Genomic DNA, 21,329 nt, shown 5'->3' with positions numbered 1-21,329 from the left:
AGGATCAGGCGAAGGAGGTGGAGGACACCGCCACCTCCTATATGCCGACCAATATCGACCTTGAAATGCTAATGCCCGATGAGGCTCCTGAAGAGCAGAGTGAGAGCGTCTCGCCTGGCGTCACATCACCGGAAGTCCGCACTCCGGACAAAAATCGACGACGTGAGCGATTGGCCGCCAAGGGAACCACGGCGGCAGGGGACGCCACGAAACGCAAGCGCATCTCGCTTTATCTCGATGATGATGTGCTGACGAAGATCTTCCGGGTTTCGTTGGAACGCCACGAGCAACTGTCCTCCGCGACGCACCGGTTGATTGTCGAGGCTCTGAAGGCGAGGGGGCTGTAGTTCATGCGCGAACCGGCCATCATGTTCCGGCTGCCCCCTCAGGTTTTAAGCAACCTCGACGCCCTTGCACGGAGGCTTGATGTCTCCGTCAACATAGTCGCCAAGCTCATTGTCACTAGGGAGATCATGCATATTCCGGCGATGCTCGAGGAGCACGACCGGCAGCTGGCAAACATGCACCAGTTTTTGCGCGAGCTTGCGTTTCGGAACGAGGAATTTCTCAGCGTAGACGGACGGAAAGACGCGGCAGCAGAAGCGATGGCGGAAAAGCTACACGAGGTGATGACCGCGCTCGACGCGATCCGCGACGCTGCCTTTATCAGGCCGTCCACCTTTATCGCCGACCTGATCAGGAACCACGATGAACGACCTGTCCAGAAGTCGCTCCGCGTCTAGACCGGAAGGTCGTCGGCTGCCGAGCTACTTCGATCTGATCGAAGACGAGTTGCGGCGCCGCGGGGCTGGTGGTGGCGGTGCGAAGAAGCCGCCGTCGTTCCCGAACACTGGCTTGCCCTCAACCAAGCATCCTGGCGCCGCCTCGGCGTTCAGCCGCGCGGCCGGCAACAATGCGGTCGTCGTCAAGGTCTTGTCTTATGGTGCCGGCGCAAGTTCGGCCCGCAGCGTCCTCGCCTATCAAAGCAAGGAAGAGAAAGCGCGCGACCAGGATGGTCGCGAGGTCACCGATCTTAATGCCGCCGTGCGCTCCTGGGAAAGGGAGTTTGGCAACCGGAAGGGCAGCCAGGATATTCTCCGTCTGACCTACGAGCTTGAAAAGGCCGACCGCGAGGACATAGCACGCGCCCTCGGGTCGCTGGCGGAAGATGGGTTCCGTCGGCCGGGCGACAGCGATCGAACTTATGCCTTCAGCGTCAGCGAGGGTGTGAAGGGTGGGACCCGTCTCGATTTTGCCCTCGTGATTGCCCATGAGAAGAAGGACCGATCGGATCGAAGCGGTGCCAACCGTATCGCTGCGGAAATCGACGAAGTCCGTGCGATCGACGAGCGACTGGACAGGGCTTTGCGCGCGGCCGGTATCGCCCCGGGCTCGCGCTATCCCTCCGAATTCTCCTCCGGACCGAAAGGCCTAACAGCCACCCTACATGCGATGCAACGGGCGGGGACAGATGTAACCCTGTCGACGAAAACTCACGTCAAGGACAGGCCCGGCAAGAGCGGCCGTTACGAGCGCGGCGGAGAACGGCGCGAAGTCACGACCAAGGACCATAAGAAACTGACGGCCGAGGGCAAAATCGTCGGTGCTCTGGTGGAGACCCGCCAGCCACGGGATTTCATGCACCTGTTGCTGTCCGGGCCGGCCAATGTCGATCGCGACCGGTTCATCCTCGCAGGCCAAGATTTTCTGAGAGAACAGTTTGCGGGCCATCGCTATGCCTACGCCGTCCATAACCGCAATGATCTTGAGAAGCATCCGCACCTGCATGTCATCGTTGCCCTGCGCAATGCCAGCGGAAAGATGCTGAATCCGAATATCCGCGACTTCACTGAATGGCGGGTCCGTTTTGCTGACAAGGCGCGGGAGCGCGGGATCCCGATCGATCGGCAGAAGCGCATCGAACGCGCTGGCCCGCCGCCCGTCAAGCGATGGGAATGGGAAATGTTTCGGCGGATGGGAGCAACGGCACCATCAAACGTCGTCGAAAAGGTAATGTCCAAGCTCCGCGACACGCCGACGGCGCCGAAGCGTGAGGAGGCCAGGACGCGGTTCGACCAGAGCCGGCGTTCGGTTGGGCACGTCATTCGGATGCTGGAAGGAATTGCGAAGGACCGCGGTGCACCGAGCACCGCACGAGAACTCAGCCAGGATCTGTCCATCGGGCTTCGACGCGAATATGGGCGACTTGAAACAGCGGTCCGCGAAGGTCGCGATCCCACACGAGAGAAAGGCGAGGACCACATGCTGCGATCCACACCCATCAGTGCCGCGCAAGCAAAAGCGGCGAAGGAAACGTTGGCGAACACCGCGCTGACGGTTGCCGCGAAGATTGCCAACCCATCTGATCGGCTGATCTTCGAACAGGCGACGAAGATCATCGGCAAGGTCGTCGGGTTGCAGCTCGACTCACGCGTTGGCAAGAATCGAGACCGAACGGAGTCTGGCAGGGATAAGTGGAGTTCGGACAGCCTCGAAACCAAGTCGGCTGCCGGTCGCGACCACATTGCGGAGCAGGGCGTGGTTAATAGGAGTTCGAACAACCGTTCCGTCGACGCATCTCGCATTGCCCGGTCTAATGCCGACCATGACGCGCCGGAAACAGATCGTTCGAATCGGGAGCGCCCGGAACCCCAGCAGCGGGATCGCGACATTCCAAAATCGATCAAGCTTCGCCCGCCTCAGGAGAAGGACAGGGACCGCACCCGCTAACCCTGCGAACCGTACTGTTGGCCACGGTTAAGCTCTCCAGCGATGGACCAGCCCAACGTCGCTTGGATCTTGGCGCGGAGTCGCTGGACCTCCGTGGCTTCAGGCGAAGACAAATTGGGGGCATGCTTTCGGGCCCCACTCTGAGCGGTTCCCTCGCTTCGGTTGTTGAAGTAGTCGATTACCGAGACACCCGCATCGTTTGCAGCGAGGCTACCAGCGGTCGAGCTGCCGATGAATACGGTTTCCTTCCTGCCGATCCCATACCGCTCCATAACTTGAAAGATCGCTCCGGCGCCAGGCTCCTGTTGCCGATCCGCCTGGCGCTGTAGGCCTGTTCCGCTTGCATTTGGGACGTCACTCCATGCCACCCAGAAATCCGGCATGGCACCTCTGATGCCCAGTAATGCGTCAAGCAGTTCGGTCAGGGTTGCGAATTCTGATCTACCATAGGCACCCGCGTTCATTCCTCGTTCGTCCGAGATAAAGCCGAAACGAGCATTGAGGTCTCGCAGATACCTTAACATTGCAACGAATTCCTCGCTGATGTCTCCGAGGGTGTAATCCCCTGAGGAGCTAGTCCTTCTCAGCAGGGTGCCATCTCTCTCGAAAATGACGAGGCCGGTCGAACCGATCCTCCTAAAGCTGTCTGCATCTTTTGAATGATTGTTCATTGGCTGAATTCCAAACGTTGAAGCCAGCTTCGCCATCACACGACTTCGAAATGACGCCCAGCTTGCTCTTGGGACCAGTCGGTCGGTTGTCGTTATCCGGTTTGGGATGGATATCTGAGTGTCTCCCGTGAGGAACCCCGCCGTCGTACAAGCGGCAAAATGGCTTCCTCCTCTCGCGCGCTACTCATCTGTTCAGAAATCAACATCCCAGACTCGAAATTTTTTCTCCTGATAGTAGAATCGCTGCAGAGTTGCGTGCAGTTGCGATACCCGTTGATCGGGCACAAACGCACGATAGGATACGAAATCTAGCGAAACGAAACGAAACCAGAGCCGATAAGCCATTGTCAAAGAATGGAAAGTTATTTCTCCCTCCGCCGAAAGACGGAAGTGATTTCAAAGAGCTCTTCAAACAATTGGCCGCCGCGGGAGCGGGCCGGCCGTTGGGAAGTGATGGCTTTCCCGCAGGCCCATGGACGCCCGAACTTCTCGCAGAGGCAATTTCACAGATCGATTCCAATCGGACTGGGGTCGATCTGCGAACAGTCCAGCTATGGTTTCAAGAAAATGAGAAGGGTATCAGCACCACCAATATTCGGTGGCTGGCAAGGGTCTTCGGGTGTGATGATCCGGTAGCAACAAGCGAATGGCAGATGGAGCTCAGTGCGGCGCAATCTCGCTTAACTGCAAAGAGGCGAGGGTTGAAGAAAGCGGGAAGCAGCCCTGCGGCTGAGGTTCCAAATCTGGCTCGGAATGTCGTCGATGAGAAGATGGAGTTCCCGGCAAAGCTGGAAAGGGATGCTGAGGCTAATCAGCCGAGCCGACGTTTTAATTTGGCGAGGAGGTCGGAGGCGCTATTTAGCCGCGGATCTCCCTTAGATCTACCTGCGTCGGTGTTTGCGGGTGCCACCGCCCTTGGGTTTCTCTCGTATATTGTGGGGATCCACAACGCGACTTACAATCGGGCGGATGGTCTCGTCAAACAGGTAGGTTTCCTCTGGGCGCCCAATTGGACGTTCCTCTTTATGGTGTTCTTGCCACTGTTTTTTGCGTTCGTCATAGAGTTGCTGTTGTTTTGGAAAAATGAAGGGCGCTTACGGATTGTAGCGGCGGGCAATCGTGTGGAAAGCGACGACGTTTGGGCCCGCAACGTAGATGCTTCTTCGTATACATATTGGGCGGTCTTTGTAGTCTGCGTGTTGTTCGCCGGTCTGTTTCAATGGATCGGTGTGTGCTTGATCCCGTTGGTAAAAGGCGGTGGAAACTATGCGATAGATTGGGGCAAGTTAGCGCTCATGCGGCCCGAAGTCATATCGGTGCCGATGGAGATTGTATTCACGGCGCTCGCTTATCTCTACATGTGCTTGTGCTTCTACCTCTTCTTCGTAGGTCTCATTTTGCTTCATACGATGATTCATGACCTTTGGAAAATCGGAGAAGCATCGAGGAACCGGCCGCGAATTGATTATCAATACCATGTCCATGAAATCGGCTTACGGGTGATGCGCGGAATTTTTCGGTGCACTGTTTTAGGTCTTCTGATCGCCATATGCATGAAGGCCCAAAGCTCCTATTTGGCGTCGAATGGAAAGGACATTGTGGCTTGGCTGCTCGCCGATATGTCGTCTGCTTTGCATGAGGGCAAAGACATGGGCAACGGATTCAGCTACAGGATGCCGACCCACTACAGCAGCCTTCTTATCGCTATTTCGACGATTATCGTTTTTCTTTACGGCTCCATCCGTTTAGGTGCCGGAAGTAGATTTCATTTGCCCCTGTGGAAGATGTCAGCGGCCGTAGGGTTACTTTTTAGCAGCTACCTGCTGATCGACGCATTTACAGGCTTTTCGATCCTTCTGTGCCTTGCAGTGCTGCTCGCGATGTACGGCCTCATTGATCCAGAGCTTGGGCGATCGAAAGCGAGCGACTGGGGAAGCAATCAGAATGTATCATAGTTGGCTTGATCGTTGGGATGAGCGGCGGGCACGACGCGGTGAGGAATCCAAGGAAATAAGCGATTTCGTCCTTGATGCCAACCTCGCCTTCCCAGGCGCCAAGAACATAGGAAGTATCGGCGAGTTTTGTGTCCTTGCGGACCAGGCCGCGGCTGATCCAGCCTTTTTCGATGAGCCGAGCGGGGCCGTTCAGCATTTTCAACGGCAAGACGGGTGGATCAAATTTCCGTCGGACATGTCCACTGACGTCGAAGAGAACAATGTAGTTTGGGCAAAAATCACAGAAAGCGGATCCTTCGATCAGGCGTTGGTGATTTTTCATCACTGGAATGCAAGTGCACGCAATCGTCAGATTGCCAACTTTTTCTCACGGCGTGGAATCACGGTTGTCGAGATCGCTATGCCCTATCATTTCGAGCGCAGCCGTTCCGGGGCCGTGTACGCCGATTTTATGCTTAGCCCTAATCTCGGTCGAACCATCCAGTCTGTACGGCAGGCGGTATGGGACGGGCGAACACTCATTCGTTGGTTGAAAAGCGAAGGCTATCGAGAGATTTCCGTTCTCGGTATGAGCTTAGGTTCCTGGGTCGCGGGGTTGATCGCTGCGCACGACTCGGCTGTGTCAAAAGCCTCGTTGTTTCTTACAGCAGGAAGTCTCGCGGATATGGTTTGGACAGGGCGCGCGACACGATCGATACGTGAAAGCCTTGAACCCGTTATTGAGCTGACCGAGCTCAGAAGGGCGTGGGGTCCGCTTAACCTAGAGAATTACGCGCACAATTTGGCACGGACCGATCTCGAACTTCACGTTGTGTTGGCTATGAGGGACAAGGTTGTTCTGCCAGAGATATCACAAGGGTTCATGCAGAGGCTGAAGGCCGCCGGAGCTAGGCCAAACATTTTGGAATTAAACTGTGGTCACTATTCGCTCGGCATGCCGCCTTACATTTTGTTGGCCGGTTTGAGCCTGAAACGGTTTCTGTCGTTCCGCTAGACTGAGGGCTCTTGATCTCACAAGGTGACGGTTGCTGCGATGCAGATGGCCGAGGAGAGATGTGCGCGCAAGGTCGTAGCGGGTGACGGGTGGCGATGCGTCGCCATGTTGATTTCCCTACCGAACGGACCGGGCTCAGTTCTCGGCGCTCCTGCCGATTAATAAGGGATGATGGTGGAGGGCGCTGAAGTGTCGTCCCGCCAGTCGGATCGTGGGAGAGGCATGACTAAACATGGTTATGTTATAACATATCGCATAAGCAGATTTATGGAACTAGGTTGTTCCCCCGACAATGCGGTATGCATGGCGGTTTGCCTGGTAGGAAGTGCGGGGGATCACGATTCTTTTTCAATCACAGAAACAAAACGAAGCCGACGGTGACGCCGCTGTGAAGTGACGCGGAACGTCGGCATCTGCCCGACCTGTGGTGGCGCATCGTTCCTGAAGGCGGCCGACAGGGTGGTCCAGGTGTTGGAGCACGTGCCGGCGTCGGTTAAGATTGTCCGCCATGTCGAAAAGCGCATGATCTGCGGGGATGGCGATACGACGGTAGCTGGCGAGATGCCGACCCTGCCGATCGAGCGCGGCAAACCCGGGCCGGGACTGCCCGCCCATATCATGATCGCTAAATTCGACGATCACATTCCCCTCTATCGCTTATCCGAGATGTACGAGCGGTTAGGGATAGACATCTCGCGATCCGTAATGGCTGACTGGGTCGGTCGCGCATCCAGTCTGCTAGCTCCTCTCGTCTCGGCTACTAGGGCCCATAGTGCCTCCCTCCATTCTAACGAAAATAATGCACCATCAAATGCCGGGACTAAACACCCAGAGCTTTTTCGATCCGCCAACCGGAATCGCCAACTCGGAAATCCGCGCAAACCTTTCAGCGGGCTGGATAATGCGTCACTAATTAGACGCTGCCTGAGTTCTTTGCCAACAGCAGAAAAAACAAAACGTTAAGGTGGCGCGATAGGCCAAAATATATCAAAAAAAATATCAATGTTATGTGTTGATATATCGCGGAGCGCCGTCTAGATCTGGTCAACAAGCGGCACGGGGGTCTACCCCGGTCAGCGACGGGAGGCTTAGGTGAACCGACGTGACAACATGCACCCAGACAAAATCAGATCCGACAGGCCAGAGATGAAGATCGCCCTCCTAGATGGAGAACGTGACAGCTTCCTCTTGCCCCATTCCGTTGAACTCAGCGGCGAGAGAGTGCGATAGCGGCCAGCTGCGGCCGCGGCTGCTATAAAGGTCCCGAATCTCGCCTGGGTTAAAACGCGTGCCGATATGGTGAGGCCAATTAATTCGGCCTTGAATCGGAACGCCGCCCGATATCAATGAATAAGCTCCTGTAGGGTCCCCGAAGGACATCGACAGAGGAAAACCATCAAATGCGGTGTTGCAAGAACGCGCCCCCACAGCGTGGGGCTGACACAAACTTTTCTACTGAACCAGAACCTGCAAAGGCCGATATTGCCTACGATGCTATTCGACGAATTCTCCACAATAACGGCCGTGTGCCGGGGCAACATCTCAGGGAACAGGATCTGGCGTCTAATCTTGATCTTGGTCGAACACCAATTCGCGAAGCACTTCAGCGACTAGCAGCTGAAGGGAAGATCCAATACATCCCTCAGAAGGGCTTTTTCACCAGGCCGATGTTGGAGGGTACTCTGTTAGATTTTTATGTTGTTGGAAGTGAGACGCTAATCTCGGCGTTGAATCGAAAGCGGCCGCAGATCCCAGAGAGCTGGGCCGTGGCAGATAAATTGTCCCCCGACGAACTCGCCCTAACGGCAGAAGCGATATTTACTAGAATCGCCGAAGAAGCATCGAATTGCGAGGCATGTAAAATCGTTCAACGATTCTGTTTTTGCACTCACCCTCTACGAATGGAAATAACTGCCTCGGAACTTAGGCCCGCATTTGTCGAAAGCCTCGAGAAATTAATTGCCGCAATGTCTGAACTAGGCGCCGCGACAAACTTGGTGGAGTCCGCGTTGATGAACCACCTTGACCTAGAACGCGATGCCGTCCCAAGGGTCGTACAAGAGGTGAACGAACGTGGGTTAACAGGGCTTCCTGGGCACGCGAAAAGCTTGTGATATCGCCGTAATCTGAAGCACTCGGCTCGAGCATTTAAAGCCTATGTCGGAATAAATGCCCGCATCATTGCGTTACTAATAGGATCGACACTATTGGGCTAGTCGGATTCTTCCGGTTCCCCGAACTCCGCGATAGATAATAAAATGATTGGCACGCGCTGGATGTTTAGACCTGGCATTAGATAGAGCGAATCTGGTGAAGCGCTCGGGTTATGAAGCCCATGCTTTGCAAATGAACTCGTAGTGTGTGGAGGCCTTGAGAGGCTTGAGTCTGCGGCGAACAGGTACCCCATTGACATGGTAGTTAATGGCAGGAACAGCGCGGCGAACTTCAACATGTGGCCCGGTGATCCAATGGTTAACATGCCTCCCGCAGCAGGTCGACGCTATCGACGAGGACGACCTTGCCTCTGACTTCGACCCCCGACGGGGCGAGCGCCGCAAACGCGCGGGAAAGGGCTTCCGGCGCCAGTCCCAGTTTTCCGGCCAGGATTCGCTTTCGGTAAGGAAGGCGGAACGTAACCCGCGAGGTGGCCGCCGAGGCGGGGCAGCGGCTCATAAGGTAGTTTGCCACCCGTTGCGCGGCTGTGAGCAAGCGGTCTCCGGCAATACAATCCATCGCGCCCAGCAGGTGCCTGCCCATGATGCGCATGACGTTCCTGTGTACGACCGGATGTTGGTCGGCGAACGCCTGCAACTCCGCAAGCGCAAACAGCGCGACCTCGGCCCCGTCGGCGGACCGCGCGCTGTAAGCGTTGGAGCCGCCCCCCCGCGAGTAGATATTCTCCAAAGGTGTCGCCCGGCTCGCACACGCAGATATCCGCTTCGCGCCCGGCGGATTCCGATTTTGAAAGTCGCACAAACCCGTTCATGACGCAGTAAACGAACAATGCCTGCTGGCCCTCGGCTACGATCTTCTCGTCAGCGGCGAAGGTTCGAAACTCAGCCGTTGCGGTGAATTGCTCCACAGTCGCCTGATCCAAACCAGCAAATAGGTCAGACTGCAGAAGCACAGAATTTTTCGCAAGCATCTATCTTCCTTTCGTGTTTGGACCCACTATGCGGTCAGGGTTCTCATTGATCGGTTTCGTCCTCGGCGAGGATCCGCCAGGCGGCGCCTTGAAGGTCGTCATACTGGCCGCTCTTCAGCGACCAAAGGAATGCCAGGAGTCCTATTCCTCCCATCAGCAGCGCGATCGGTATGAGATAGATCAACATGTTCATGCGGCTTTGACCTCCGCACTCCTGCCGATCCGCCCTCGAATGTGCATATCCGGGCGCTTGCCGAAGGCGTTCAGGCGCAGGGCGTTCGTCACGACGATGATCGAAGATGTCGACATTGCCACCGCCGCTATCAGCGGCGTCGCCAATCCGGCGATGGCGATCGGCACCGCCAGAACGTTGTAACCGATGGCGAGAGCGAAGTTCTGCCGGATGAGGCTGGCGGATCGTCGCGCAACGGCGATCGCTTCCGGAACAGCGTCAAGGCGATCGTTGAAGAAAACCAGGTCGGCCGCCTGTCTGCCGATATCGGAGGCTGTGGCCGGCGCCATCGAGACATGCGCGGCAGCAAGTGCCGGGCGTCGTTGATCCCGTCGCCAACCATGAGCACGCGACGACCTTCGCCCTTCAGCCTCTGGCATTCCTCGACCTTCTGTTTCGGCGTCAGAGAGCCTAAAGCCCTGTCGATACCCAGGGCATGCGCCGTATTGTCGACGACGGTCTGCCTGTCTCCGGACACGATCAGCGTTTCAAGGCCGGCTGCATCGAGCCGGTCAATGGCCTCGCGAGCACCCGGACGAAGCGTGTCATCGAAGAAGAAGCGAGCAAGATCGACGCCATTCTTCGACAGGACCACTTCCGAGAACGGACTGTCGGCGGTGCGGGGCACGACGCTGGTTCCGCAGGCAAACGCCGCGTTGCCCAATCGATAGACATCTGCTCCGTTCCTGGCTTCCAGTCCCCCGCCGGGGATTTCCGTGACGATGTCGAAGGACATGAGGTCGGTCTCGGTGTCCCGTACCAGGGCCCGAGAAAGGGGATGCCGTGAATGCGTTGCCAATCCACGGGCGATCGCGGTGGCGCTCTCGTCCATGGCATCCACTCTGACAAGGCGCGAACTGCCGATCGTCAAGGTGCCCGTCTTGTCAAAGGCCACGGTGTCGGTTTCGGCCAGTCTTTCGAGTGCTGAGCCGTCCTTCACCATGATGCCCTTCCGGAAAAGTTCGCCCGCGGCGACGACCTGGACCACGGGTACGGCAAGACCCAATGCGCATGGGCAGGTAATGATCAGCACCGCAACGGCGACCAGCATGGCCCGTTTCCAGTCTCCGCCCAGGAGGCCCCAGGCAAGGAAGGAGACCAGCGCCAGCAGATGCACGACCGGAGAATAGAGCGTCGCAGCGCGATCGGCGATCCTGCGATAGCGAGCTCTTCCGCCCTCGGCGGCTTCCATGAGGCCGATGATCTCCGAGAGAAGCGAATTCTTGGCAATTCTCGTCGCCCGCAACACGAGGGAGCCAGTCAGATTCATCGCCCCGGAACTCACTTCGCTGTTGTTGGCGACGGCGACCGGGCTGCTCTCGCCGGTGACGATGGAGAGATCCAAGTCACTTTCTCCGCTGACGACGATGCCATCGACGGGAACCCGTTCGCCTGCGGCTATCGAGATTTCATCCCCCGCCGCGATCTCTTCTACCGCAATGTAGCGTCGCGACCCGTCCGGATTGATCAGCAATGCTCCGCGCGGGGCCAGTCTTGCGAGTCCGTTGATCGCCGCCCGAGCCTTTTCCCGCATGACATGATCGAGGGTTCTGCCGATCAGCAGGAAGAAGAGCAGCGAGACCGAAGCGTCGAACCAGGCATGCTCGCCGTGATGGACGGTCTCCCACAATGAAACGGCATAGGAGAGCGTCACGGCGAGCGAAATCGGAACGTCCATGTTGGTGCGCCAGTGCCGCAGCGCATTCCAGGCCGATTTGAAGAAGAAGCGTCCCGCATAGACCAGCGCGGGCGCTGCTATCATCGCCGAGATCCAATGAAACATGTCGCGCGTCGCAGCATCTGCGCCCGACTAGACCGATACCGAGAGCAACATGATGTTGGCGGCCGCAAAACCGGACACGCCGATCGCGAGGAGAAGTTGATTTCTGGTCTTGTCGTTCTCGGGAGCTGAGGGCGTGAAGAGATGCGCGCGATATCCGGACGAGTTGATCGCTGCGAGGATCTTGGACGGATCGGTTGCGCGTGTCTCCATCTCCTCCTGGTAGACGCAGCTCACCCTTCGAGCCGTGAGATTGACTCGCGCTGTTTGGCGAAGGAAAGCGCCAACAACGCCCTTTCGATGGTCGAAATGCAGCCACCGCAGTGGGCGTCGGGGACGCTCAGGTCCAACTGGCGCAATCCTTCGCCGAGCGGCTGGCTGGCAAGGCGAACCTCTTCGGCACTGAATGATGTCGTGCTGAGGGCAAGCACGCTTTCCGCGTCCATGGTACAGCAGCTCACTGGCCTAACTCCGCGGTATCGATGCGTTTTGCCTCATGCATGACGACCACGCCGCCGTTTCGCGAGATGGCCTCGACGATCCAGTCACCGTCGGCTAGATCATGCTCCGCTTCGAACCGCCCCGCGGCTGTCTTCCTGAGCGTAAGGAGGAAGTCCTCGTGGTCTCCGACCGGACGTTTGAAATTCAGAATGACGTCGTCGACGATCGCAGGCGATCCGCTCTTGTCGTGAATATCGTAGCGGATCTCGTGCCCCTTTATGGAGAGGTTGCCCTCGATGCCGGAAGCGGCCATTGCCTTCATCGCCGCCGCTTTGCGGTTGAACTCCTGACTGGCGACATAGGTGTTTTCCACGACCAGACCGCTCCAGCTGGAAGAAGCATAGAAGGCCATGGTGACGTTCACCGCAATCACCACGCCAAAGAATGCCGAGGTCGCAAGCAGCATGTGCAGGCCTGTAAAACCTTGAGCGGAGGTCTTCATTTGATGTCTCCCGGTGCATTGAACGCCGCGCGGTAGGTTGCCCGTCGGCATGTTCGGTATCTTCGATAACGAACAGATATTCATTGATCGCCGCTCCGGTAGGCTTGCGCGTAACGAAGACCTTCAGCGTCGTGGCCACGTCGGGTTCGGCATGGACTGTAAAGCTGCGAGCGTCTTCCTTGCCGAACTCGGGAATGCGCATCGTCGCCCCCTCCAGCCCGACCAGGCTTATGTTCATATCCCTCGGCGTCGGCACCATGTTCAGGACACGAAGCGTGTAGCCATTCCGCAGAGAGCCGTCGCTTTCCAGAACATATTGGGGGTTTCGGTCGTGAACGACGTTGAGTTCAAGGCGCTCCCGAAAGGTGAGATGGACGAGCATGGCCACGCCGACCGACGCCCAGGCGACTGCGTAAAACACGGTTCTCGGACGAAAGATGATACGCCAGTTGAAGTGCCGGATCGCCGGAACGAAGGTGCCATCCTCGTTTCGAACCCTGGATGGCTGGACGGCCGTTCGTCCTTCGTCCGTGGCAAGCGACATGTTGCCCGAGTATTCGCTCAGCGTGGCGTAGGCGATCAGGCCGCGAGGCTTTCCGAGCTTGTCCATGACACCGTCGCAGGCGTCGATGCAGAGCGCGCATGTGATGCACTCCATCTGCTGTCCGTCGCGAATGTCGATTCCCATCGGACACACCGCCACGCAGGCATTGCAATCCACGCAATCCCCAACCGATAGGCCATTGACCAAAGCCTTCTTGGCGTGACGCGACCGGTGCTCGCCCCGCCAGTCATTGTAGGTGACGACGAGAGAATTTTCGTCGAGCATCGCACCCTGGATGCGTGGCCACGGACACATATAGGTGCACACCTGCTCGCGCATGAGACCGCCGAGCACATAGGTCGTCGCAGTAAGGATGGCGACGGTGTTGTAGGCGGCTGCAGGAGCGTGGCCGGTGAACAGCGAAACAAGCAGGCTCGGCGCGTCGGCAAAATAAAAGATCCACGCTCCGCCTGTGACGATGCCGATCAGCAGCCAGATCGAGTGTTTGACGACACGCTTCCTCAGCTTGGCCAAGCTCATGGGGTTAGCGTCAAGCTTCATTCGCGCGTTTCGATCGCCTTCGATCGCACGTTCGACGAGAAAAAGATCAACCCAGACCGTCTGCGGACAAGCGTAGCCGCACCATGCACGGCCAACCGCGGAAGTGACGAGAAACAGCCCGAACCCGGCCATGACCAGGAGACCCGCTACATAATAAAATTCCTGAGGCCAGATCTCGATGAAGAAAAAGAAGAAGCGCCGTGAGGAAAGGTCGATGAGGATTGCCTGGTCAGGCGCGTAAGGACCGCGATCCCAGCGAATCCATGGCGCGAGATAGTAGATGCCGAGCGTAACCAGCATGACGATCCACTTGAACCGACGGAATTGTCCCTCTGCACGTTTGGGAAAAACCTTCCTCCGAGGTGCGTAGAGAGGCTGCCGGTTGCGACGGGCATTGACCGGCTCGACATTGAGCCGCTCGATGTTATCGGGATCTGGTGCAGTTTAGAGGTTCATGGGACCTATCCGATTTCACCCACCCTTGTCCCATCTGCCACGCATTCGTTCCTTGATGCAGATCAAGAGACAAGGCCTTCCCGCGAAAGGAAAAGGCCGCGCCCTGGAGAGAGGGCGCGGCCTGCAGGAGCTGCGGGGGAACAACCACCGCAGGGACGTCCTCGACAAGTCTACAGCTAGCGGCTTGTCTGCCCGTGGTCTTTGAGACAGGTCAAACTGACAATCGAACTGCCGATCTTTGCCGGGTCGTCGTCCTGATCGGAAGGGGGCGGCGTGGCCTTGGCGCGCGCCGACACACGCGATCGTGTGGTGGCGCGCGGCGTGCCATAGAGATCGAGGATCGGGTTGTGGCCGTGAGCTGCCATGGCTTTTCTCCTCACGTCCCGCCGCCAAGCGAATGGACGAAAATCGTAAGTTCCTTGACCGTCGTATCGCCGAGACGCCCTGCCCAGGCAGGCATGACGCCATGCTTGGGAGCGGCCACCTGAAGGATGATCGCATCCTCGCCGCGTGCCTTCAGCCAGATCGCATCGGCGAGATCCGGCGCCCCCATTTCGGCTTTTCCTTTGGCGTCGTCGCCGTGACATGCGGCACAGTTATCGACGAAGACCTGTTTTCCGGCCTCTGCGAGACCGGGGTCCGACGGTGTATTGGTCAGTCCCCAGACGTAAGCCGCGACCTGCCTTGTCTGGAGGGGATCCAGAACATCGGCAAAGGGCGGCATCTCGGAAGCATGAGTGTCCGTATCCTCGTTGAAGCGAATTCCATGCGCGATCGTCGCCTGGATGGCATCCAGGTCTCCACCCCACAGCCAATCGTCGTCGTTGAGGTTCGGAAATCCCGGGCCGCCGCTTGCTCCCGAGCCATGGCACGGCGCGCAGTTCACCTTGAATGCAGACGCGCCGCCGGCGACCGCGAATTCGCGAAGGGCTGAATCGGAGTCGATCTCGTGCACCGTCTTGGCGGCGATCAGATCACGCAGCGTCGTCTGCGATGCTTTGGCCTGATCCAGGTTCTGCTGCAACTCGGCGCGGCTGGAGAAACCCAGCATGCCCTTCGTGGCGTCGGTCATCATCGGGATCGCGGGATATGCGATCGCATAACCCAAGGCCCAGACGATGGTGGCGTAGAAGGTCCACACCCACCAGCGGGGCATCGGATTGTTGAGCTCGCGGATGCCGTCCCATTCATGTCCGGTCGTTTCGACGCCGCTAAATTCATCGATATGTTTTTCCGACATCTCAATCGTCCTTCAAGGGAATATCGGCGGCTTCTTTCGCCGTTTGCTTACTGCCTGGGCGAAGGGTGAACGCAACCGCGCCGACGAAGAATGCCGCCATTGCCAAAAGGCCCCAGCTGTCGGCGAAGTGTCTCATTGCAGTGTAGGTTTCCATGGATCACCTCATCGGTAGCCGGTCGCGTCGTCGTAGGTCGAGAAATCGACCAACGTTCCGAGCATCTGCAGGTAGGACACCAGGGCATCCATTTCGGTCAGCGCAGCAGGATCGCCGTCGAAATCGCCGGTCTTCGCCTTCGGATAGCGGGCAAGCAGGGCCGTCGTATCTGCATTCGGATCGGCCTGAGCCTTCATGTCGGCCTCCGCGTTCGCCAGCATGTCGTCGTTATAAGGCACGCCCACGTCTTCGTTGGCCTTCAGGTCCATTCCCACGTCCTTGACCGTCACCCTCTGCTCTTTGAGGAAGGCGTAACTCGGCATGATCGACTCCGGCACGACTGCCCGTGGATCGGCGAGATGCTGGACATGCCATTCGTTGGAGTAACGTGCCCCGACACGGGCCAGATCCGGTCCGGTTCGCTTGGATCCCCATTGGAAAGGATGATCGTACATGGACTCGGCCGCGAGCGAGTAATGGCCGTAGCGTTCGACCTCGTCGCGGAAGGGCCTGATCATCTGGCTGTGGCAGAGGTAGCAGCCTTCGCGGATGTAGATGTTCCGGCCGGCCAATTCGAGCGGCGTATACGGCCGCATGCCTTCCACCTTTTCAATCGTATTCTGCAGGTAGAAAAGCGGTGCGATTTCGACGATGCCGCCGATGCTCACGACGAGCAGCGAGCCGACGAGAAGAAGCGTCGCGTTCTTCTCGAGGATCTGATGTTTATCTAGTATCGATGCCATGTCTCACCTCACTCGGCAGGCTGTGGTTGGGGCACGAAAGTGGTTGGGATTGCAGCTTCGTCGCGCAGGTGGCCGCGGATCGTCATGAACACGTTCCAGGCCATGACGAGACCGCCTGCCAGGTAAAGCGTTCCGCCGACCGCGCGCAGCACGTAGTAGGGGAACATCGCCGCGACTGTCTCCGCGAAGGAATAGACGAGGAAGCCCTGAGAATTGTACTCGCGCCACATCAGCCCCTGCTGGATGCCGGCAACCCAAAGCACGGCGGCGTAGACGACGATCCCGAGGGTTGCGAGCCAGAAGTGCCAGTTGACCATCCGCAGGCTGTAGAGACGCTCGCGCCCCCACAGCTTCGGCGTCAGGTAGTAGATCGCCCCGAAGGTGATCATCCCGACCCAGCCGAGTGCGCCGGAATGCACGTGACCGATCGTCCATTCGGTATAGTGGCTGAGCGAATTGACGGTTTTCACGGACATCATCGGGCCTTCGAAGGTCGACATGCCATAAAAGGCAATGGCGACGACCATCATACGGATGATCGGATCGGTGCGGATCTTGTCCCAGGCGCCCGAAAGGGTCATGAGGCCGTTGATCATGCCGCCCCAGGAGGGCATCCAGAGCATGATCGAGAAGACCATGCCGAGCGTCTGGGCCCAGTCGGGCAGTGCCGTGTAGTGCAGATGATGCGGGCCGGCCCAGATGTACATGAAGATCAGCGCCCAGAAGTGGATGATCGAAAGCCGGTATGAATAGACCGGTCGGTTGGCCTGCTTCGGAACGAAATAATACATCATTCCCAGGAAGCCGGCGGTGAGGAAGAAGCCGACGGCGTTGTGGCCGTACCACCATTGGGTCAGCGCGTCCTGGACGCCCGAGAAGACAGAATAGCTCTTGGAGCCAAGGAACGAGGTGGGAACCGCCAGGTTGTTGACCACGTGCAGCATCGCGATGGTGACGATGAAGCTGAGATAGAACCAGTTTGCCACGTAGATGTGCGGCTCTTTGCGCTTCAGGATCGTTCCAAGATACACGGCGAGATAGGCGATCCAGACGATGGTCAGCCAGAGGTCGACGTACCACTCAGGCTCGGCATATTCACGGGCCTGGGTGATTCCGAGAACGTATCCGGTCGCAGCCATCACGATGAAAAGCTGGTAGCCCCAGAATACGAACCAGGCCAGGCTACCGCCGAAAAGACGTGCGCGACAGGTGCGTTGCACCACGTAGAACGACGTCATGATCAGCGCATTGCCGCCAAAGGCGAAGATGACCGCCGATGTGTGAACGGGCCGCAGCCTTCCGAAATTGAGATAAGGGGCGATGTTGAGGTCGGGAAAGGCAAGTTGCAGCGCGATGACCACGCCAACCAGGAAGCCGACAACGCCCCAGAATACCGTGGCGATCAGGCCATACCGTATCACCTCGTCGAAATAGCCTGATATGTCGACTTTCTGCTGCCGGCCTGCCGGCGAAAAATCAACTCTCCTGATCAGCACAGCAGCGCCCGCGGCAAGGCAGAAGCAAAGTATCCCCATATGGACCGCAAAGAGATGATCATGCGCGAATGCGGCTAGTAGCAGCGCTAGAAACGCCGCGACCGCGATCGCCATCGTTTCCGTTGTGTAATTCATGATGTCGTCCCCAGTACGCCGACGACCGCGTCGCGGCCGTCTTTCTCGCCAGGACTGTCATGAAGCGGCAAATTGCGCCTTGATCTGCGTCAACGAGAGGGCCGGTAAATGGGACAGCGCTACGCGTCTTAAGTCGTTGGCACATTCCGACTGTCATACCGTCACGCAGGGTGTTCTTGGTTCGATCTCGCGTTTTGCTGGTGGATCAGTTCTCTGGATTGCCGGAAGCATGTTGCTTTCAGCTTGTCGGTCATTCCAGACATTGCGCTGACCACGGCGATAATCTTATTTCTTCCTGCACCGCAACTCAGCTAAATGCCGAACAACTCGAGCGTAATGACAAAGATCTCGAAAACTCGACTCTCCGAATTTGACAATGGTCGTCTTTATGTTTCACCTAGAATATCGGCGCTGTGAACCACCAGGCCGACCATCAGTCCAAGCGTGTCGACGACGATATGACGCTTGCGTCCCTTAATCTTCTTGCCCGCGTCATAGCCAGAAATGCCGCCGCTTTCCGTGGTTTTTACGCTTTGACTGTCGATCACACCCGCAGACGGCGAGGCTTCCCGGCCTTCCAATTTACGCGCCTCCATCACAAGATGATGGTTGATCCGACCCCATAACCCTGTCGCTCGCCATTCATAGAAATAGGACTGCACAGTTGTAAAAGGCGGAAAATCCTTGGGCATCATCCGCCATTGGCACCCCGTCGTGGCGATGTAAAGCAACGCATTCACGACCTCGCGAAGATCGGTGCTACCCGGCCTGCCCAGCCGCCTCGGTTCGGGCAGGCAAGGCGAGATCAATCCCCATTCCCGGTCCGTCAGATCGCTTGCATACCGCATTGCGCCTCGGGCATATTGCCGACGGGTGAAATCAGTCCAGCCCATTGTGGTCTCCGTTCGTCCTAAGCAAACAAACAGAACCACAACTGGCTGATTTCACTCAACTCTTTTTCGGTCAGGCTCTTAGAGATCCTTACAATGTTCTTATGAGAACTTTTACTCAAATCACTGCCAGCTTTATTCTATTCTAAGCTTTATGGCCGCCCAATGCTGGCGGGAATGCAAATCGTCAGCGTCTGGGCGGCGCGCATGACGAAGGGCTGGTTGACCGACGGAGGCCGCTGTCGCGGCCGCCGTCAACAAGACCCTCGGAGCAGGCAAGATTACATGCACGCCGGCCACCGCCTATGAACTGCTGATTAGCTGCAGTTTCTTTCATCCGCCGATTGCTTCGTAGCGTGCAGAATTGGGGCCTCAGGATGACGAGCGCGCGACAGCGGGCGGAGGTGGATATTCGACTTTCCGCCTCAACCTTCGCGCAAGACCAGAAGAGAATTGTGGGTGTAGGAAACCCCTTACTGGCAGGCGGTCAGGCCGCCCGGATTTGGAATGGCGGCAAAACCGACGCCGTCGATCGTGTTGTCGTTACGGACAATGAAGCAGTAATTCATCGGCGGGAGGTGCGGCGACGATGCAGGAGTTGGCCCCAGCCGGAATGACATAGGTGTCCGCTCCGACGATCGCAAAGACGGAGGCCGTTCCATTCGGATGGGGCACCGGCTGCTTGGTGAACAGGATCGCATCGTTCGGCGGTGCGACCGCAATGGCCTGGTAGTTCCGGCAATCGGACGAAAATACGAGTTGTGCCGCGTCGGGCAGCGCTGTTGCGAGGATAGAGACGGTGGCAATGGCAGCCCGGCAGCGATTTTACCGCGACGTGCTGTTTGGCCAGCGGATTTCAATGTAATACGTAACGTTGCTATATTCCTTTTGTTCAAGGGTTTATTGGCTTGCTCAAGCGTCAGTGATGATCCAGATCTCTGGGTCTATGGTCCTCCTGTCGCCGAAAAGGTTCCGTCAGCTTTGTAAGTCACGGTGTAGGCCGCGTAGCCCATGGTGAAATCGCAGCATGCCGAGTTGCTCTCGTCATAAGCGACGGTGCTTCCGACCGGCTGGTAGCCCATCTTCACGAAAAAGATCTGCTTCGGTATGCAGTTCATGACGGCGTTGGGGACAGGAGCGACAAAGCTCGAGAGTATAACCGCCTGATTGTTGTTCAGGGCGACGACGCCGCAATAGAGTTCGGGATGCGGCAACGGGGTATAGGAAGGCACGTTCATGCCAAACCCTCCGATCGCAATTCCGGCTTGATTGGCGGGCGTGGAAAGTCCGAGCGGATCGAGCGTCAAGGTCGTGCAGTTGTCCGGCGAACCGTCAACCGTGGTGAGCGTAACCGGTCGGAACGCCGATGTGCTACCGACCACGGATAGTGTGGCGGCATTGAGCGAGAGAAGCGCGATCAGCTGCGAGGGCGACGCCGCCTGTTTGGTGCTGAATGCACCTGCATAGACCTGACTGTCCAAACCGAAATTGACTTGCGCTCCCGAACTTGCGTAATTGCCGATGCTTTGGCAGCCGAGACTGCCGCTGAAGACGAGACCAGGGCTCGGCAGCAACGGAAATGCGGCCTGCTTCTGGAACACATAGAAATATTGCGTCGTCTGCGAAAAGTTCCGAACGATGATCTGGTAGGACGAACTGGTCATTGCGTGTGACAATCCCCTTAGAGATCCAGCCTGTCCGCGCCCGGGCGGCGGTGGCAACCGCGAGGATGGTGCGCAGTGAAGAGGGGACGGTTCTTCACCTGCATGGGTGCCAAGGCTTACTGGAGCTGCGTGGTCCAGGTGCCGTCAGATTTCAGGCTGACGTTGCAGACGGAATAGCCGCCGGTGAAATCGGAAAGCGCCGCGTTCACGCTCGATTGCGTGAAGTTCATCACGACACCTGGCGTGTAGGCGCCGGTCTGGACATAATATTTAAGGATCGGCTGGCAATCGGTATTGCTGGCAGGGTTTGCCTGCACGAAGTTGGAGAGCACGATGCCGCCATTGACGGCAACCGCCGAGCCGACATTGAAATAGGGCGGCGCGTTGAAGACCGGCGTGGTGATGCGGAAGGCGCCAGGCTGCACACCCTCCCCGTAGATCGGCGAGGATAGTCCGAGCGGATTAACCGTCGCGGTCGTCCAATCGTTCGGTTTGCCGCTGCTACCGGAACTCGTAGCAAGATCGATGGCGCGGCTGGCTGACGAGTAGCCGGAAGAGGCGCCGATTTGCGGCGGTGTGTTCGCCGGCTGGATGCCGGCATAATATTGCAGGTTAACCTGGAAGGTCAGGATCGCGCCCGTGTTGTCATAGTTGCCGAGCGATTGCGAGAAAAGGCTATTCGAATAGACTCGCCCCCCGCCGGTATAAATGGCCGGCTGCTGGAAGAAGTAGAAGGTTTGCGTCTGGGGTTCGCAATTTTTCACGTTGATGGTCAGCATTGTAGACATGTCGGCAACCCTTCTGCCTGAGGGATTTTGCACTTACGTGCAACAGTCGATTTGTGAGATACTCACGGCTGGTCGGCGTGGCATGTTTCGTTCCTGTTGTTTGATCTGCGACACGTTTCAGGTGCTGTGGGGTGTTAAATGCCGCACCCGATCCTCCTTCTCATTTATTTTCCTCCACGTGTTCGAACCGATGCGGTTATCCCGCAAC

At 57.6% G+C, this 21,329-nt stretch carries 17 protein-coding genes and 5 pseudogenes; 7 read left to right on the top strand and 15 right to left on the bottom strand.

Going from position 1 to position 21,329, the window contains the following annotated elements:
• The first annotated feature begins 17 nt into the window (after nt 1-17).
• From RWJ89_RS27685 to RWJ89_RS27675, 3 genes are read left to right on the top strand one after another with little or no spacing between them, the layout of a single operon-like run.
• A complete protein-coding gene (locus RWJ89_RS27685) occupies nt 18-347 on the top strand; it encodes a hypothetical protein (protein WP_313903946.1) in 330 nt (109 codons plus the stop codon).
• A gap of 3 nt (nt 348-350) precedes the next feature.
• Nucleotides 351-743 (top strand): hypothetical protein, encoded by a 393-nt coding sequence (locus RWJ89_RS27680; RefSeq protein WP_221952198.1) that lies wholly within the window; start codon nt 351-353, stop codon nt 741-743.
• Nucleotides 709-2,730 carry a relaxase/mobilization nuclease domain-containing protein gene (locus RWJ89_RS27675; RefSeq protein ID WP_316031723.1) on the top strand — a complete coding sequence of 674 codons (2,022 nt, stop codon included), beginning with the start codon at nt 709-711 and terminating at the stop codon, nt 2,728-2,730. The genes RWJ89_RS27680 and RWJ89_RS27675 overlap by 35 nt, the downstream gene beginning before the upstream one ends.
• On the opposite strand, the gene RWJ89_RS27670 is transcribed toward RWJ89_RS27675, so the two are convergent.
• Entirely contained in the window at nt 2,727-3,437 is a 711-nt protein-coding gene (locus RWJ89_RS27670) for an HAD family hydrolase (RefSeq protein WP_316031722.1), read from the bottom strand. The two genes, RWJ89_RS27675 and RWJ89_RS27670, sit on opposite strands and share 4 nt — an antisense overlap.
• Before the next feature lie 308 nt (nt 3,438-3,745).
• On the opposite strand from RWJ89_RS27670, the gene RWJ89_RS27665 reads away from it, so the two are divergent.
• The 4 genes and pseudogenes from RWJ89_RS27665 (at nt 3,746) to RWJ89_RS27650 (ending at nt 8,464) form a co-directional block, all read left to right on the top strand.
• Complete coding sequence (locus RWJ89_RS27665) at nt 3,746-5,356, top strand: RcgA family putative transporter (protein ID WP_316031721.1); 1,611 nt, start codon at nt 3,746-3,748, stop codon at nt 5,354-5,356.
• Nucleotides 5,346-6,350 (top strand): RcgR family putative quorum lactone hydrolase, encoded by a 1,005-nt coding sequence (locus RWJ89_RS27660; RefSeq protein ID WP_316031720.1) that lies wholly within the window; start codon nt 5,346-5,348, stop codon nt 6,348-6,350. Before RWJ89_RS27665 ends, RWJ89_RS27660 begins: the two co-directional genes overlap by 11 nt.
• 414 nt (nt 6,351-6,764) lie before the next feature.
• A pseudogene (locus RWJ89_RS27655) lies at nt 6,765-7,133 on the top strand (IS66 family transposase); the annotation flags it as partial.
• A gap of 617 nt (nt 7,134-7,750) precedes the next feature.
• Nucleotides 7,751-8,464: a GntR family transcriptional regulator gene (locus RWJ89_RS27650; RefSeq protein WP_003549684.1), complete on the top strand. Its 714-nt coding sequence runs from the start codon at nt 7,751-7,753 to the stop codon at nt 8,462-8,464.
• A 358-nt stretch (nt 8,465-8,822) separates the two neighbouring features.
• On the opposite strand, the pseudogene RWJ89_RS27645 reads toward RWJ89_RS27650, so the two are convergent.
• The 14 genes and pseudogenes from RWJ89_RS27645 to RWJ89_RS27580 form a co-directional block, all read right to left on the bottom strand.
• Nucleotides 8,823-9,495, bottom strand: a pseudogene (locus RWJ89_RS27645) (Crp/Fnr family transcriptional regulator).
• A gap of 43 nt (nt 9,496-9,538) precedes the next feature.
• Nucleotides 9,539-9,688, bottom strand: a complete 150-nt coding sequence (gene ccoS / locus RWJ89_RS27640) for a cbb3-type cytochrome oxidase assembly protein CcoS (RefSeq protein ID WP_168322231.1) — start codon at nt 9,686-9,688, stop codon at nt 9,539-9,541.
• Nucleotides 9,685-11,968 (bottom strand): annotated as a pseudogene (locus RWJ89_RS27635) (cation-translocating P-type ATPase). Before RWJ89_RS27635 ends, ccoS begins: the two are co-directional and overlap by 4 nt.
• Nucleotides 11,965-12,450, bottom strand: a complete 486-nt coding sequence (locus RWJ89_RS27630; RefSeq protein ID WP_168322230.1) for a FixH family protein — start codon at nt 12,448-12,450, stop codon at nt 11,965-11,967. The pseudogene RWJ89_RS27635 and the gene RWJ89_RS27630 overlap by 4 nt, the downstream one beginning before the upstream one ends.
• Nucleotides 12,447-13,978 (bottom strand): annotated as a pseudogene (gene ccoG / locus RWJ89_RS27625) (cytochrome c oxidase accessory protein CcoG). Before ccoG ends, RWJ89_RS27630 begins: the two are co-directional and overlap by 4 nt.
• Before the next feature lie 209 nt (nt 13,979-14,187).
• Nucleotides 14,188-14,376: a hypothetical protein gene (locus tag RWJ89_RS27620; RefSeq protein ID WP_168283864.1), complete on the bottom strand. Its 189-nt coding sequence runs from the start codon at nt 14,374-14,376 to the stop codon at nt 14,188-14,190.
• Nucleotides 14,377-14,387: 11 nt separating this feature from the next.
• On the bottom strand, nt 14,388-15,251 hold the full coding sequence (gene ccoP, locus RWJ89_RS27615) for a cytochrome-c oxidase, cbb3-type subunit III (protein ID WP_168322229.1): 864 nt from the start codon (nt 15,249-15,251) through the stop codon (nt 14,388-14,390).
• 1 nt (nt 15,252) lies between these two features.
• The gene (locus RWJ89_RS27610) at nt 15,253-15,405 is read right to left on the bottom strand and encodes a CcoQ/FixQ family Cbb3-type cytochrome c oxidase assembly chaperone (protein WP_049732173.1); all 153 of its coding nucleotides are present in this window, start codon (nt 15,403-15,405) and stop codon (nt 15,253-15,255) included.
• 8 nt (nt 15,406-15,413) lie between these two features.
• Nucleotides 15,414-16,148 carry a cytochrome-c oxidase, cbb3-type subunit II gene (ccoO, locus tag RWJ89_RS27605; RefSeq protein ID WP_003549661.1) on the bottom strand — a complete coding sequence of 245 codons (735 nt, stop codon included), beginning with the start codon at nt 16,146-16,148 and terminating at the stop codon, nt 15,414-15,416.
• Between the two features lie 8 nt (nt 16,149-16,156).
• Complete coding sequence (gene ccoN, locus RWJ89_RS27600; RefSeq protein WP_168322228.1) at nt 16,157-17,779, bottom strand: cytochrome-c oxidase, cbb3-type subunit I; 1,623 nt, start codon at nt 17,777-17,779, stop codon at nt 16,157-16,159.
• Between the two features lie 401 nt (nt 17,780-18,180).
• Nucleotides 18,181-18,672: pseudogene (locus RWJ89_RS27595) on the bottom strand (IS5 family transposase); the annotation flags it as partial.
• A 470-nt stretch (nt 18,673-19,142) separates the two neighbouring features.
• Nucleotides 19,143-19,289, bottom strand: coding sequence for a hypothetical protein (locus tag RWJ89_RS27590; RefSeq protein ID WP_003551834.1), 147 nt, complete (start codon nt 19,287-19,289; stop codon nt 19,143-19,145).
• A 324-nt stretch (nt 19,290-19,613) separates the two neighbouring features.
• Entirely contained in the window at nt 19,614-20,333 is a 720-nt protein-coding gene (locus RWJ89_RS27585) for a hypothetical protein (protein WP_003551832.1), read from the bottom strand.
• A 116-nt stretch (nt 20,334-20,449) separates the two neighbouring features.
• Entirely contained in the window at nt 20,450-21,121 is a 672-nt protein-coding gene (locus tag RWJ89_RS27580; RefSeq protein ID WP_003551831.1) for a hypothetical protein, read from the bottom strand.
• Nucleotides 21,122-21,329 lie beyond the last annotated feature (208 nt).

Origin of the sequence: Rhizobium sp. 10PS4 (assembly GCF_032464805.1) — a bacterium.
Lineage (GTDB): Bacteria > Pseudomonadota > Alphaproteobacteria > Rhizobiales > Rhizobiaceae > Rhizobium > Rhizobium laguerreae.
The sequence above is the reverse complement of the archived record's forward strand: the minus strand, read 5'-3'. Positions and strand labels throughout refer to the sequence as shown.

Excerpts from the sequence above, each read along its gene's own strand:
- RWJ89_RS27660 (WP_316031720.1), top strand. The coding sequence starts at position 5,346 with ATGTATCATAGTTGGCTTGATCGTTGGGATGAGCGGCGGGCACGACGC.
- ccoP (WP_168322229.1), bottom strand. The coding sequence starts at position 15,251 with ATGTCGGAAAAACATATCGATGAATTTAGCGGCGTCGAAACGACCGGA.
- RWJ89_RS27630 (WP_168322230.1), bottom strand. The coding sequence starts at position 12,450 with ATGAAGACCTCCGCTCAAGGTTTTACAGGCCTGCACATGCTGCTTGCG.
- ccoO (WP_003549661.1), bottom strand. The coding sequence starts at position 16,148 with ATGGCATCGATACTAGATAAACATCAGATCCTCGAGAAGAACGCGACG.
- ccoN (WP_168322228.1), bottom strand. The coding sequence starts at position 17,779 with ATGAATTACACAACGGAAACGATGGCGATCGCGGTCGCGGCGTTTCTA.
- RWJ89_RS27610 (WP_049732173.1), bottom strand. The coding sequence starts at position 15,405 with ATGGAAACCTACACTGCAATGAGACACTTCGCCGACAGCTGGGGCCTT.
- RWJ89_RS27620 (WP_168283864.1), bottom strand. The coding sequence starts at position 14,376 with ATGGCAGCTCACGGCCACAACCCGATCCTCGATCTCTATGGCACGCCG.
- RWJ89_RS27675 (WP_316031723.1), top strand. The coding sequence starts at position 709 with ATGAACGACCTGTCCAGAAGTCGCTCCGCGTCTAGACCGGAAGGTCGT.
- RWJ89_RS27580 (WP_003551831.1), bottom strand. The coding sequence starts at position 21,121 with ATGTCTACAATGCTGACCATCAACGTGAAAAATTGCGAACCCCAGACG.
- RWJ89_RS27670 (WP_316031722.1), bottom strand. The coding sequence starts at position 3,437 with ATGGCGAAGCTGGCTTCAACGTTTGGAATTCAGCCAATGAACAATCAT.
- RWJ89_RS27585 (WP_003551832.1), bottom strand. The coding sequence starts at position 20,333 with ATGACCAGTTCGTCCTACCAGATCATCGTTCGGAACTTTTCGCAGACG.
- RWJ89_RS27680 (WP_221952198.1), top strand. The coding sequence starts at position 351 with ATGCGCGAACCGGCCATCATGTTCCGGCTGCCCCCTCAGGTTTTAAGC.
- RWJ89_RS27590 (WP_003551834.1), bottom strand. The coding sequence starts at position 19,289 with ATGTCATTCCGGCTGGGGCCAACTCCTGCATCGTCGCCGCACCTCCCG.
- ccoS (WP_168322231.1), bottom strand. The coding sequence starts at position 9,688 with ATGAACATGTTGATCTATCTCATACCGATCGCGCTGCTGATGGGAGGA.
- RWJ89_RS27650 (WP_003549684.1), top strand. The coding sequence starts at position 7,751 with ATGCGGTGTTGCAAGAACGCGCCCCCACAGCGTGGGGCTGACACAAAC.